The sequence below is a fragment of the Oceaniglobus sp. K40-3 genome, assembly GCF_055808395.1.
The window spans coordinates 3285942-3297859 of record NZ_CM147868.1; the positions used below are offsets into that span (position 1 = coordinate 3285942).

General features: G+C 62.2%; 11 protein-coding genes, 3 pseudogenes and 1 riboswitch. Of the genes and pseudogenes, 4 read left to right on the forward strand and 10 right to left on the reverse strand.

Annotation, left to right across the window (positions count from 1 at the left end; all coding sequences use genetic code 11):
• Nucleotides 1–2 precede the first annotated feature (2 nt).
• From ihfB to trmB, 5 genes and pseudogenes are all read right to left on the reverse strand, one after another.
• Nucleotides 3–284 (reverse strand): integration host factor subunit beta, encoded by a 282-nt coding sequence (gene ihfB, locus AC0L7P_RS17070; protein ID WP_473433797.1) that lies wholly within the window; start codon nucleotides 282–284, stop codon nucleotides 3–5.
• A 301-nt stretch (nucleotides 285–585) separates the two neighbouring features.
• Nucleotides 586–2286: a 30S ribosomal protein S1 gene (rpsA, locus tag AC0L7P_RS17075; protein ID WP_473433798.1), complete on the reverse strand. Its 1701-nt coding sequence runs from the start codon at nucleotides 2284–2286 to the stop codon at nucleotides 586–588.
• A 317-nt stretch (nucleotides 2287–2603) separates the two neighbouring features.
• On the reverse strand, nucleotides 2604–3215 hold the full coding sequence (locus AC0L7P_RS17080) for a (d)CMP kinase (RefSeq protein ID WP_473433799.1): 612 nt from the start codon (nucleotides 3213–3215) through the stop codon (nucleotides 2604–2606).
• A 50-nt stretch (nucleotides 3216–3265) separates the two neighbouring features.
• A pseudogene (gene aroA, locus AC0L7P_RS17085) lies at nucleotides 3266–4619 on the reverse strand (3-phosphoshikimate 1-carboxyvinyltransferase).
• 239 nt (nucleotides 4620–4858) lie between these two features.
• Entirely contained in the window at nucleotides 4859–5602 is a 744-nt protein-coding gene (trmB, locus tag AC0L7P_RS17090) for a tRNA (guanine(46)-N(7))-methyltransferase TrmB (RefSeq protein ID WP_473435495.1), read from the reverse strand.
• Nucleotides 5603–5706: 104 nt separating this feature from the next.
• On the opposite strand from trmB, the gene AC0L7P_RS17095 reads away from it, so the two are divergent.
• The 4 genes from AC0L7P_RS17095 (at nucleotide 5707) to AC0L7P_RS17110 (ending at nucleotide 7560) form a co-directional block, all read left to right on the forward strand.
• Nucleotides 5707–6084 (forward strand): hypothetical protein, encoded by a 378-nt coding sequence (locus tag AC0L7P_RS17095; protein ID WP_473433800.1) that lies wholly within the window; start codon nucleotides 5707–5709, stop codon nucleotides 6082–6084.
• A 62-nt stretch (nucleotides 6085–6146) separates the two neighbouring features.
• Nucleotides 6147–6662, forward strand: coding sequence for a copper chaperone PCu(A)C (locus AC0L7P_RS17100; RefSeq protein ID WP_473433801.1), 516 nt, complete (start codon nucleotides 6147–6149; stop codon nucleotides 6660–6662).
• A gap of 68 nt (nucleotides 6663–6730) precedes the next feature.
• On the forward strand, nucleotides 6731–7288 hold the full coding sequence (locus tag AC0L7P_RS17105) for a cytochrome c oxidase subunit 3 (RefSeq protein ID WP_473433802.1): 558 nt from the start codon (nucleotides 6731–6733) through the stop codon (nucleotides 7286–7288).
• Nucleotides 7288–7560, forward strand: a complete 273-nt coding sequence (locus AC0L7P_RS17110; protein ID WP_473433803.1) for a cytochrome C oxidase subunit IV family protein — start codon at nucleotides 7288–7290, stop codon at nucleotides 7558–7560. Before AC0L7P_RS17105 ends, AC0L7P_RS17110 begins: the two co-directional genes overlap by 1 nt.
• Nucleotides 7561–7663: 103 nt before the next feature.
• On the opposite strand, the gene metK is transcribed toward AC0L7P_RS17110, so the two are convergent.
• From metK to ybeY, 5 genes and pseudogenes are all read right to left on the reverse strand, one after another.
• Nucleotides 7664–8845, reverse strand: a complete 1182-nt coding sequence (gene metK, locus AC0L7P_RS17115; protein ID WP_473433804.1) for a methionine adenosyltransferase — start codon at nucleotides 8843–8845, stop codon at nucleotides 7664–7666.
• A 6-nt stretch (nucleotides 8846–8851) separates the two neighbouring features.
• Nucleotides 8852–8901, reverse strand: a riboswitch (SAM-SAH riboswitch).
• On the reverse strand, nucleotides 8901–9989 hold the full coding sequence (gene lnt, locus AC0L7P_RS17120) for an apolipoprotein N-acyltransferase (protein ID WP_473433805.1): 1089 nt from the start codon (nucleotides 9987–9989) through the stop codon (nucleotides 8901–8903). Its footprint overlaps the riboswitch before it by 1 nt.
• 40 nt (nucleotides 9990–10029) lie before the next feature.
• Nucleotides 10030–10512, reverse strand: a pseudogene (locus AC0L7P_RS17125) (hypothetical protein); the annotation flags it as partial.
• Nucleotides 10415–11352: pseudogene (locus tag AC0L7P_RS17130) on the reverse strand (transporter associated domain-containing protein). The pseudogenes AC0L7P_RS17125 and AC0L7P_RS17130, both read right to left, overlap by 98 nt.
• A gap of 71 nt (nucleotides 11353–11423) precedes the next feature.
• Nucleotides 11424–11918, reverse strand: coding sequence for an rRNA maturation RNase YbeY (gene ybeY / locus AC0L7P_RS17135; protein ID WP_473435496.1), 495 nt, complete (start codon nucleotides 11916–11918; stop codon nucleotides 11424–11426).

An 11918-nucleotide genomic window follows, 5' to 3' on the forward strand; every position in this document is an offset into this window, starting at 1 on the left:
ATCTATTCCTCGTTCAGCCTGTCGCGAAGCAGCTTGCCGGTCTTGAAAAACGGCACGTGCTTTTCCTCGACATGCACCGATTCTCCGGTGCGTGGGTTCCGCCCCACTCTGGCATCCCGTTTCTTGACTGAAAAGGCCCCGAAACCGCGCAGTTCCACCCGGTCGCCCCGGGCCATGGCGGCAATCACCTCTTCAAAGATTGTATTTACGATGCGTTCCACGTCACGCTGATAGAGATGCGGATTGTCATCCGAAATCTTCTGAATCAACTCGGATCGGATCATACGGTTTCCCCCTGTGGCGTCGTTTGGCCGTGCCTGCGCATTTGGCGCCTGCCCCTGGACTATAAGAGATAAATTTCGCGCGGGGAACAAAAGCCTTGCCCGGGTTGCGCCAAAATTTCGGGCTAACGGGCTGTTTCAAGTGGGAAATTGCCCATACGTCGGCTGTGATCCGCACAGATGTGCCGATTGATGCCGGTCGATCCGCCCCTGCGGCACCGATGATCTCGCACCCTGACGAAACGAAAACACCCCGCGGCCTGCGCCGCGAGGTGCCATTTCAAATGGTCAGATCAGCGATGGATCAGTCTTCGCCTTTCAGCGCACGACCAAGGATATCGCCCAGCGATGCGCCCGAGTCGGAAGAACCGTATTGCTCCACGGCCTCTTTCTCTTCTGCGATCTCGCGGGCCTTGATCGACAGGCCCAGACGGCGGGTTTTCTGATCGACATTGGTGACACGCACGTCAATGTGATCGCCCACGCCGAAACGCTCGGGGCGCTGTTCGGCCCGGTCGCGCGACAGGTCAGAGCGGCGGATAAAGGATTTCGCGCCTTCATATTCCACTTCAACGCCGCCATCTTCGATCGAGGTCACGGTGACCGTGATGATCGAGCCGCGCTTCACGCCCTCGGTTGCGCCGGTAAAGCTGTCGTCCAGCGCCTTGATCGAAAGCGAAATCCGCTCTTTCTCAACGTCCACTTCGGTGACAACCGCCTGCACGACATCGCCCTTCTGATAGGACTGGATCGCCTCTTCGCCGCGCTGATCCCAGCTGAGATCGGAAAGGTGAACCATACCGTCGATGTCGTTGTCCAATCCGACGAACAGACCGAATTCGGTGATGTTCTTCACATCGCCTTCGACCTGCGTGCCTTCGGGATGGGTTTCGGCGAACACTTCCCACGGGTTGCGCATGGTCTGTTTCAGACCCAGCGAAACACGGCGCTTGGCGGGGTCGATTTCCAGAACCATGACCTCAACCTCTTGCGAGGTCGAAACAATCTTGCCGGGATGCACGTTCTTCTTGGTCCAGGACATTTCCGAAACATGGACCAAGCCTTCAACGCCCGGCTCAAGTTCAACAAATGCACCGTAGTCGGTGATGTTGGTCACGCGGCCAGTGTGGGATGATTCCAGCGGGAATTTCGCCTCGACCGAATCCCACGGATCATCCTGAAGCTGCTTCATGCCAAGGCTGATACGGTGGGTTTCCTTGTTGATCTTGATGACCTGAACCTTGACGGTTTCACCGATCGACAGAATCTCACTCGGGTGGTTCACCCGACGCCACGCCATGTCGGTGACATGGAGCAAGCCGTCAACGCCGCCCAGATCAACAAACGCACCGTATTCGGTGATGTTCTTCACCACACCATCAACCGCCTGACCTTCGGTCAGATTGCCGATAACCTCGGCGCGCTGCTCGGCACGGGATTCTTCAAGAATGGCACGGCGCGACACAACGATGTTGCCACGGCGACGGTCCATTTTCAGAATCTGGAACGGCTGCTTGAGCCCCATCAGCGGACCGGCATCGCGCACCGGGCGCACATCGACCTGGCTGCCGGGCAGGAAGGCAACAGCACCACCGAGATCGACGGTGAAACCGCCCTTGACCCGGCCAAAGATCGCGCCTTCGACACGGTCCTCGTCGGCATATGCCTTTTCCAGACGATCCCAGGCTTCCTCGCGACGGGCCATTTCACGGGAAATGACGGCCTCGCCCTTGGCGTTTTCAACCTGACGCAGAAACACTTCGACTTCGTCGCCAACCTGTACGTTGGGTTGTTCGCCGGGTTCTGCAAATTCTTTCAGCTCGACACGGCCTTCCATCTTATAGCCGACGTCGATAATGGCCTGGCCCGCCTCGATGGCTATAACCTTGCCTTTGACAACCGAACCTTCGTCAGGCGTGTCAATTTCGAAGCTTTCGTTCAGGAGGGCTTCGAATTCCTCCATGGATGCGGATGCGCTCATGTGGCGTATGGTCCTTTGGGTCATTTTGCTGGCCGAACGGTTGTCTCCGCCGGTCTTTGGGTTCCATTGGTCAGATGCAAAAAAACAAGGGCCGGCAAACCCGACCCTGCATTCCTCTGCCCGGGACTGTGATCGCCCCTTCGACAGGCGCGCGTATAGGCCACGACGGGCGGAATGGCAAGGGAGAGCCCACGATCAAACGCCGCGCCCGGCGCCGATGAACCGATTTGAGTATTTGGATCAGTAAAAAGTGAAAGGTGCGGACCCGGCTTTTTACTGATTCAAATACTCCGGGGTCCGGGGCAGCGCCCCGGTCCTGCGCTCAATACTAAGGGGCGGCCTCAATCGGCCCGGCATTTTTCGATCACGGCGATTGCGCTCGCGATGGCCGCAGCGATATCCATCTGCGAGGTGTCAATCAGAAACGCATCATCGGCGGGCTGCAAAGGTGCCGTGGCGCGAGCCTGATCCCGGGTGTCACGTTGGCGCAGATCGGCCAGCACGACCTCGAACGATGTATCGGCACCACCCGCGCGCAGTTCGTCGTAACGGCGGCGCGCGCGCACGGCGTCGCTGGCGGTGATGAACAGCTTAACGTCTGCATCAGGGCAGATCACCGTACCGATATCGCGCCCGTCCAGAACCGCCCCGCCCGCGCGGCGCGCAAAGGCGCGCTGAAACGTCAGCAGCGCCGCACGCACCTGCGGATCCACCGCCACACGGCTGGCTGCCTGTGCCGCATCGGCCCCCCGCAGACCTGGATGCTTCAGGTCTTCCGGCGACAGGGTTTCGGCCGCTTCTACCGGCTTGGCCCCCTCCAGTACCCGCTGGCCAACCGCGCGATACAATAACCCGGTGTCCAGATGTGCAAAGCCATAACGCGCCGCGATCTGGCGCGCCACTGTACCTTTGCCGCTGGCCGCCGGGCCGTCGATTGCCACCGTGAATGCCATGAAACGCTCCGCTTTCGGGTCTTTATTGCTATGCCAAACCGTGCGTGGGTTCAAGCGGTTGCGCGCACAAGCTGCGCGCCCAAATCCCCCATCAGCGTTTCAAAGATCGGGAATGAGGTGGCGATCGGCCCGGCGTCATCAACTGACACCGCATTTTGCGCGGCCATGCCCAAAATCAGGAACGACATGGCGATCCGGTGATCCAGCCGCGCCTCGGTTGTGGCACCGCCCGGCACGCCGCCGGGGCCGCGCCCCGTCACGATCCACCAATCCGCGCCTTCCTCAACCTCGACGCCACAGACGCGCAAGCCTTTTGCCATGGCATCAATCCGGTCGGATTCTTTCACGCGCAATTCTTTCACCCCGCGCATTTCGGTGCGCCCTTCGGCAAAACAGGCCACCACGGCCAGGATCGGGTATTCGTCAATCATGCTGGCGGCCCGGTCGGGGGGCACGGAAATGCCTTTCATATCGGGCGAAAACCGGGCGCGCAGATCGGCCACGGGTTCGCCGCCCTCGATCCGTTCATTCTCATAGGTCAGATCGGCTCCCATGTCGCGCAGGGTGGTGAACAGCCCGGCGCGGGTGGGGTTCAGCCCGATGCCTGGGATCAGCACGTCGGACCCCTCAACAATCAGCGCGGCACAGACCGGAAAAGCGGCCGAACTGGGATCGCGCGGCACGGTGATAGCCTGCGGCCGCAACTCGGGCTGGCCTTGCAGGGTGATGATCTCGCCCCTCGGGCGCAGTTTCAACGCTGATGTCGGCGCCGAATCCCGCCAGCATCCGTTCCGTATGATCGCGGGTCGCCTCGCGTTCCATCACGCGGGTTTCGCCCCGGGCGTTCAGCGCCGCCAGCAACACCGCCGATTTCACCTGCGCCGAGGGCATCGGCACGGTATATTCCACCCCGGCCGCCTCGGGTGCCCCCACCAGCGTCATCGGCAACCGCCCGCCGCTGCGCCCAAAGGCCTGCGCCCCGAACAGCGCCATGGGATCGGTGATCCGCCCCATGGGCCGCCCGTTCAATGACGCATCGCCGGTAAACGTGGCCGTGATGGGCGTGGTGGCCATGGCCCCCATGATCAGCCGCACACCGGTGCCGGAATTGCCGCAATCAATCACGTTGTCCGGTTCGCCAAAGCCGCCGACGCCCACGCCATGCACCGACCAATCGCCAGTATCGTGGCGCGTGATCCCGGCGCCAAAGGCCTGCATGGCGCGCCCGGTGTCCAACACATCCTGCCCTTCCAGCAGGCCGGTGATCCGGGTTTCGCCCACGCAAAGCGCGCCCAGAATGAACGACCGGTGCGAGATCGACTTGTCCCCCGGCACATGCGCCGTGCCGCCGAGCGCCCCGCAAGGGTGTGATGTCATTGGAATTGCCGCGCCGTGGCCTGCCATGCCGTATCCTTTATCCGCTCGCTGAAATCGCGCGGATACTATCCCCGCGCCACGGGGGTGCAAGGCGCAAATGGCCCATGGGCTGACAGGTCAGATCAGTGCGGCCAGAGGCAGCAGCAGGAAAACAAAGATAACAAACGGAAGGTGACGACGCATGACGGGAATCCGTAAAAAGAAGGGTTGATAAAATGGCAGCTTTGAATAGCGCCAAATTACCCCGGCCCCGGCAAATCACAAAGTCAGATTTCGCCCGCCCCGGTGCCCTCGGCCAGTTTCCGCCGGAAGGTCAGGTAATGGGGCACCCGACCTTCGCGCAGGGCCTTTTGTTCATAGCGTGTCCGGGTCCAGTCGGCCCAGGGTTCGCGCCAATCCTCGGGCCCCTCGGCCAGCCATTCGAACCCGGCGCGCGGCACCTCTTGCAAGGTCTGGCGCACATAATCGGGAATATCGGTGGCGACGCGGAAAATCGCCCCCGGCGTCAGAACACGGGCCAGGGGTTGCAGATGCTCGGACGTTACAAAGCGGCGCCGGTGGTGGCGCTTTTTCGGCCATGGGTCGGGGTACAGAAGAAACGCACGTTCGATGCAGGCATCGGGCAACACATCGAACAGGTCGCGCACATCGCCGGGGTGGATGGCAATATTGCCCACACCGGTCTTGCGGATTTTACCAAGGGCCATCGCCACGCCATTTTCAAACGGTTCACAGCCGATGAGGCCAATATCGGGATTGCCCTGCGCCTGATGCACCAGATGTTCGCCGCCGCCAAAGCCGATTTCCAGCCACAGGGGCCGCCCCTCCAGAATGGCAGCGGGATCAAGGCAGGTGCGCTCGGGGTTGTCCTCCCAACTGACCGCGCCGGGGGACAGCGGTGCCAGATCTTCGGCCAGATAGGTGTGTTGACTGGGGCGCAGGGTCTTGCCCTTGAACCGGCCATAAAAATTGCGCCAGGGCGCGCCTGAGGGGTGTTTGCGATTTTCCATGGGGCGGGGTGATAGGGGGCGGCGCAGCAGGATGCAATCGCTGCGGCACTCTGCCATGCGGTCGTGGCTTGCGCGCCCCCTGGTGCCACATTAGACCAACGGCCATGAAACACCCTGTGGCCCATATCGCCCGTGTTGCCCTGCGCCTTTGGCTGGCCGCTGTGGTGTCGCTGGCGTTGGCGGCCTCGGCTTTTGCCCACCGCGCCCCGATCACCACCGACGATCTGGCCCTTGCCGCTTTTGTGGCGGCAGGCGGCTCTGTCGATGATTTCTGCGGTGATCCGAAATCACCCCACCATTTGCGCACGCAGGGCTGTGATGCCTGCCGTCTGGTGGGTGCTGCATTGATGCCGCAAGCCCCTGCTCTGACAGTCCGCAACAGCGTTACGTTGCGCCGTATCACGCAGCGCCCGTTCCGGCCTCGTCTCAAACCTGCACCGCGCAGGCTGCGCCATACGCCCCGCGCGCCCCCTGCGGATTGATCTGACATCGCGTTCAAACAGATCAATCCGGCCGACATTGGCCAACCGCAGAAAGACATGACATGAACATTACCAAATCCCTGCGCATTGCTGCGCTTTTTGCCGCCGTCGCCCTTGGTGGCCCGGCAACCGCCCATGAATTCACTGTTGGCGATCTTACCATCGGCCACCCCATGGCCTTTGCCACCCCGATCACCGCCAAGACCGGGGCTGGGTATCTGAGCGTCACCAACAACGGCGATACCGCCGACCGCCTGATCGAGGTAAAGGGCGATTTTCCCCGTATCCAGATCCATACCACCGAAATGAACAACGACGTGGCCAGCATGATTCATGTGGATGGCATTGATATCGCCCCGGGCGAAACCATCACCATGGCGCCCGGCGGGTATCACATCATGTTCATGGGTCTGAACGGCAAACCCTTTGAAACCGGCGAAAAAATCCCCGCAACCCTCGTGTTTGAAAAGGCCGGTTCGGTGGATGTTGTGTTCAACGTCGAAGACCGCCCTGCGAACGGCAAGGCGATGGATCACTCTGGTCACGGGATGGACATGGCCCACGACAAAAAGAACTGACCAAACCACGATCGGGTGCCGCAAGCACGGTGGCACCCCTTCCTTCCAGCCAGCAACGCAAAGCCCCCATGAGCCAACAAACACCCCCCAGCCTGCTTGAGGAACTGCCCGGCGATTTGATGATGTGGGTGCTGATCGTCAGCGAATTGCTGATTTTTGGCGCCGGTCTGACCGCGTTTCTGGCCGTGCGCCTTACCGATCCGGCAGGGTTTGCCGAGGCCCAAACCCACCTGCACCGGGTTGGTGCCGCACTGAACACCGTCGTTCTGATCACCAGCGGATATCTCGCTGCGCAGGCTCTGCACCTGCGCATGGCGGCCCGGCGCACCGCCGCGCGGCTGTGCCTTGTGGGCGCGTCGATCCTTGGGGTGGTGTTTCTTGTCATCAAAGGGATCGAATACACCGACAAGGCCGCGCAGGGGATCGATTACGACACCCACCCGTTCTTTATGTTCTATTACTTGCTGACGGGGTTCCACGCGGCCCATGTGATTGCCGGGATCGTCGTGTTGCTGTTGATCGCCTGGCGCGATTCCATTGAAAACATCGAAACCGGCGCGGCCTTCTGGCATATGATCGATCTGGTCTGGGTGTTGTTGTTTCCAGTGATCTATCTGCTGGCCTGATGATGACGCGCCTCAACACCCTCACCCGCGCCTGGATCGCACTTTTGGTGCTAAGCGGTCTGACAACCCTTGTGGCCGAACTGGTTACTGGCGGATTTGACCGGCGACTTACCGGAGCGCTGGTTCTGATACTGGCGTTCCTGAAGGCACGGCTGATTCTGGCGCGCTATCTGGGGCTTGCCACCGCGCCGTCATGGCGCGGCGGGTTCAATCTCTGTCTTGGCCTGTTTTGCCTGATGCTGCTGGGGCTATACCTGATCCCCATGCTCTGAAGGCTATAGCGTTTCGACCTGACCTTGAAACGCTTGTTCGCGGCCTCTCCCTTCGGTCAAACGCGAAAAGCGATCTGTGATGTTTCGATGTAAAGTCGAAATGTTAGACCGCCTTTTTCAGCGCCTCGACCAAATCCGTCCGTTCCCACGAAAATCCGCCATCGGCGTCAGGCGCGCGGCCGAAATGGCCATAGGCGGCGGTGCGGGCATAGATCGGGCGGTTCAGGTTCAGATGGCTGCGGATGCCACGGGGGGTCAGGTCGATCACCCGGGTGATGGCCTGTTCGATCACCTCGGGGTCAACATCGCCGGTGCCGTGGGTATCGGCATAGATCGACAGGGGCCGCGCCACCCCGATGGCATAGGAAAGCTGGATCGTGCATTTGTCGGCCATCCCCGCCGCCACCACGTTTTTCGCCAGATAGCGCGCCACATAGGCCGCTGAACGGTCCACCTTGGTGGGGTCTTTGCCGGAAAACGCGCCGCCGCCATGGGGGGCCGCGCCGCCATAGGTATCGACGATGATCTTGCGCCCGGTCAGGCCCGCGTCGCCATCGGGACCACCGATCACGAATGTGCCGGTTGGGTTCACATGCCAGACGGTGTTGGCATCGACCCAGCCTTCGGGCAACACCTCAAGGATATAGGGTTCGACAATGGCGCGAATGTCGGCGCTGCTTTGGCTCTCATGGGCGTGCTGGGTGGACAGGACGATCGAACTCACCCCCACCGGTTTGCCGTTCTCATAGCGCACGGAAAGCTGGGATTTGGCGTCGGGGCGCAGGGTCGGTTCAGTGCCGTCTTTGCGAACCTCGGCCAGACGGCGCAGGATCGCGTGGGCGTAATGGATCGGCGCGGGCATCAATTCGGGCGTTTCGCGGGTGGCGAAACCGAACATGATTCCCTGATCGCCGGCGCCTTCATCCTTGTTGGTGGCGGCATTCACGCCTTGGGCAATATGGGCCGATTGCTGATGCAGCAGGTTGGTGATTTCCACCGTTTCGTGGTGAAACTTGTCCTGCTCATACCCGATATCCCTGATGCAGGCCCGCGCGATGCTGTCCACCTGCCCCATGTAATCGTTCAGCTTGGCCTGATCGCTCAGCCCCACTTCGCCGCCGATCACCACACGGTTGGTGGTGGCAAAGGTTTCGCAGGCAACGCGCGCTTCGGGTTCTTCGGCCAGAAGGGCGTCGAGGATGGCATCCGAGATGCGGTCGCACACCTTGTCAGGATGGCCTTCGGACACGGATTCCGAAGTGAACGTATAGGATTGACGGGTCATGGGACGTGCTCCATTCAAATTGCACCCGACGCGCCAGGAAGCCGTTGCGCGGGCATTAGGCGTGGCGATTACACCCGTCGCGCCGCCGGTTCAATCGCCATTCCGTCGCGCCCCAAGGAAAAGCCCCCCAACAAGACAAACAGCAACACCGCAAGCGGCAGATCACCTGTGCGGGAATAGGGGTCGCGGCGCGCGCCGGGGGCAGTGTGACATCCAGAAAACCCGCCTGCCCCAAGGGGATATGGCGGCGCAACCGGCCATAGGCGTCGATCACCCCCGAAATGCCGGTATTGGCCACCCGGATCATCGGCAATCCCTGTTCAATGGCCCGCAGGCGGGCCTGCGCCAGATGTTGCTGTGGTCCGGCAAAGGTGCCGAACCAGGCGTCATTGGTGATCTGCAACAACCAGCCGGGCCGGTCGGTGCCGCGTAAATCCTGGGGAAACACCGCCTCGTAACAGATCAGCGGCAGGGCGCGCCCAAAGCGGCCAAGATCAATCAGTTGCGGCCCCGGTCCGGGTGAAAACCCATATCCGTCACGCGCGGCAAAGCTGCGCAGCCCGATGGCCTGTGCCAACCGGCCAAAGGGGATGTATTCGCCGAAAGGCACCAGATGGTGCTTGTCATAGATGGTGTTGATTACCCCGCCCGCCCCCAGAACCAACAGGGAATTATAGGCCCGGATCCCCTCGGTACGCTGCGCGCCGATCACCACTGGCCGCCCCTCTGCCGCCTGGGATATCTGCACCAGCGCAGGATCCCTCGGCGCGGCGGCCCATGGGATCGATGTTTCCGGCCAGATGGTCAGATCCGGCGCGCCGGGGGCTGCGGTAAAGGCAATCTGACGGTCAAAAAAACCATAGGCGAACGCCGGATCCCATTTCTGATCCTGCGGTGCGTTCGGTTGGACAATGCGGATCACCGGGGCACCGGCCGGCGCGTTGCGTTCCGGCGCCAGCACCAACAGCCCCAGCAGCGTCAGCGCACCGCCACTCGCCACCAGCGCCCCGGCCGAGAGGCCCCGGCGGGGCCAGAGGCTGGCCGCCGAGGCGCAGCCGAGGCACGTCAAAAGGGTCAGCCCGTAAGAGCCGATAAAGGCAACAAGCTGCGCCGCCGGTGTTTCGCTCCAGATATAACCCAGCATCGCCCAGGGAAACCCGGTCAGGATATAGCCCCGCAGCAGGCTCGCCCCCCGTCATTGCCACGGCCCAGGCCAGCGCCCGGGGCCAGCCGGGGCGCGCCACACCATGAGCCAGACCGAAACCAAGCGCCCAGAACAGGGAAAACCCAAAGGCCGACAACAGCAGCGCAAAGGGCGCCATCCAGCCATAGCGCGCCGCATCCACAAGAAAGGGATCGACAATCCAGTGCAGGGTCACGGCAAAATATCCCGCACCACACAGCCATCCCGCAAGCGCTGCGCGCCGCCAGTTTGCCGCACGCAGCCCCAGCCAACAGCACATCGCCAGCCCGATCAGCGCCAGCGGCACCAGCGAAAAAGGCACCTGCCCCAACCCCGTGACCGCCCCGGCGCCAAGGTTCAGCGCGACGAACCGCCAACCGCGCAGATCAGTCACCGGCGGCCTGTTCGCCTGTTGCTGGTGCCGCGCCACGCTCGGCCCCTGCAAGGCGCACACGGATACGCTTGATCCGCCGCGGGTCGGCATCGACGATTTCAAACTGCGCGCCCGACGGATGGGCGATCACTTCGCCGCGCGCCGGAATCCGCCCGGTCAGCACATAGGCGACCCCCCCAGGGTGTCGATTTCCTCGTCTTCCTCGGGGTCGATCAGTTTCAGCCCGATCAGGGCCTCGAATTCATCCAGTGGCGTTTTGGCCAGCGCAAGGAACACACCGGGTTTCTCCTCGGTCCAATACTGTCCCTCGTCGATGTCGTGCTCGTCCTCGATCTCACCGATCACCTGTTCAATCAGATCCTCGATGGTCAGCAACCCGTCAACGCCGCCGTATTCATCGATCACCAGGGCCATATGCATCCGGTCGCTTTGCATTTTTTGCAGCAACACCCCGATGGGCATGGACGGCGGCGCATAGATCAGCGGGCGCAGCATCGACGCCATGTCAAAGACCGCGCTGGTGCCGTTGAACCCGTGTTGCAGCGCGAAATCCTTCAGGTGGATCATCCCCACCGGATGATCCAGCGTTTCGCGATAGACCGGCAGGCGGGTCATGCCGCTTTCGCGGAACACGGCGACCAGCGCCTCTTTTCCGATGTCATGGGGCACCGCAACGATTTCGACCGTGGGAATCGCCACATCCTCGACCCGCATCCGGCGCAGATTGGACAGGCCCAGCGGCTGTCCGGCAGGCGCCCGGCCCTGAGGTGTGCTGCGCCTGTCATTGCCTTCGTCGTCGTCGGCATCTTCGCCCGGGCTAAGCGCCTCGATCAGACGGCCAAAAAAGCCGCGGTTCTGGTGGGGGTCTTGTCCGTCTTCGTCCGGCGCGCTCTGCGCCGCCCCCGTGGACCCGTCGTCCGTATCGCCCATCTTACCTTTCCGGTTCACCCCCCATGGCGGCGGATGCTGTGTTGCACGGCCCAAGCGGGGCCGCTGTTTTTCTATGGCACGGGCCGATAGGGGTCGGCAATGCCCAGCCCGATCAACAGGCGGGTTTCAAGCGCCTCCATCAGATCGCCGTCGGCGTCGTCCTCGTGGTCATAGCCCAAAAGGTGCAGCGTGCCGTGGATCAGCAGATGGGTCACGTGATCGCCCATTGCAATGCCCCCTGCCTCGGCTTCGGCGCGGCAGGTTTCAAATGCGATGGCCAGATCGCCCAATTCGGTATCACCAGCCGGGTCTGGCAGGGCCGGAGCCACGCCCGCCACATCGCCCCCCCGTTCGTCACTGGGCCAGGACAGCACGTTGGTGGCCACGGGTTTGCCCCGGAAATCGGCGTTCAGCGTGGCAATCCGGTTGTCATCGCAGGCCAGCAGGCTGACCTCCCACGGGGCGGGCGGCAAATGGGCCAGCGCCGCCCCGACGGCGCGCTGCGCCAATGCGTCAAGGCCCAGATCGGCCCAACGGTGATCCTCGATCAACACATCGCAGATGAT

Bases quoted from the DNA above. Each gene is read 5' to 3' on its own strand.
- AC0L7P_RS17080 (WP_473433799.1), bottom strand. From the start codon at position 3,215: ATGGCATTCACGGTGGCAATCGACGGCCCGGCGGCCAGCGGCAAAGGT.
- lnt (WP_473433805.1), bottom strand. From the start codon at position 9,989: ATGCTGGGTTATATCTGGAGCGAAACACCGGCGGCGCAGCTTGTTGCC.
- AC0L7P_RS17110 (WP_473433803.1), top strand. From the start codon at position 7,288: ATGATGACGCGCCTCAACACCCTCACCCGCGCCTGGATCGCACTTTTG.
- metK (WP_473433804.1), bottom strand. From the start codon at position 8,845: ATGACCCGTCAATCCTATACGTTCACTTCGGAATCCGTGTCCGAAGGC.
- rpsA (WP_473433798.1), bottom strand. From the start codon at position 2,286: ATGACCCAAAGGACCATACGCCACATGAGCGCATCCGCATCCATGGAG.
- AC0L7P_RS17105 (WP_473433802.1), top strand. From the start codon at position 6,731: ATGAGCCAACAAACACCCCCCAGCCTGCTTGAGGAACTGCCCGGCGAT.
- ihfB (WP_473433797.1), bottom strand. From the start codon at position 284: ATGATCCGATCCGAGTTGATTCAGAAGATTTCGGATGACAATCCGCAT.
- AC0L7P_RS17100 (WP_473433801.1), top strand. From the start codon at position 6,147: ATGAACATTACCAAATCCCTGCGCATTGCTGCGCTTTTTGCCGCCGTC.
- AC0L7P_RS17095 (WP_473433800.1), top strand. From the start codon at position 5,707: ATGAAACACCCTGTGGCCCATATCGCCCGTGTTGCCCTGCGCCTTTGG.
- trmB (WP_473435495.1), bottom strand. From the start codon at position 5,602: ATGGAAAATCGCAAACACCCCTCAGGCGCGCCCTGGCGCAATTTTTAT.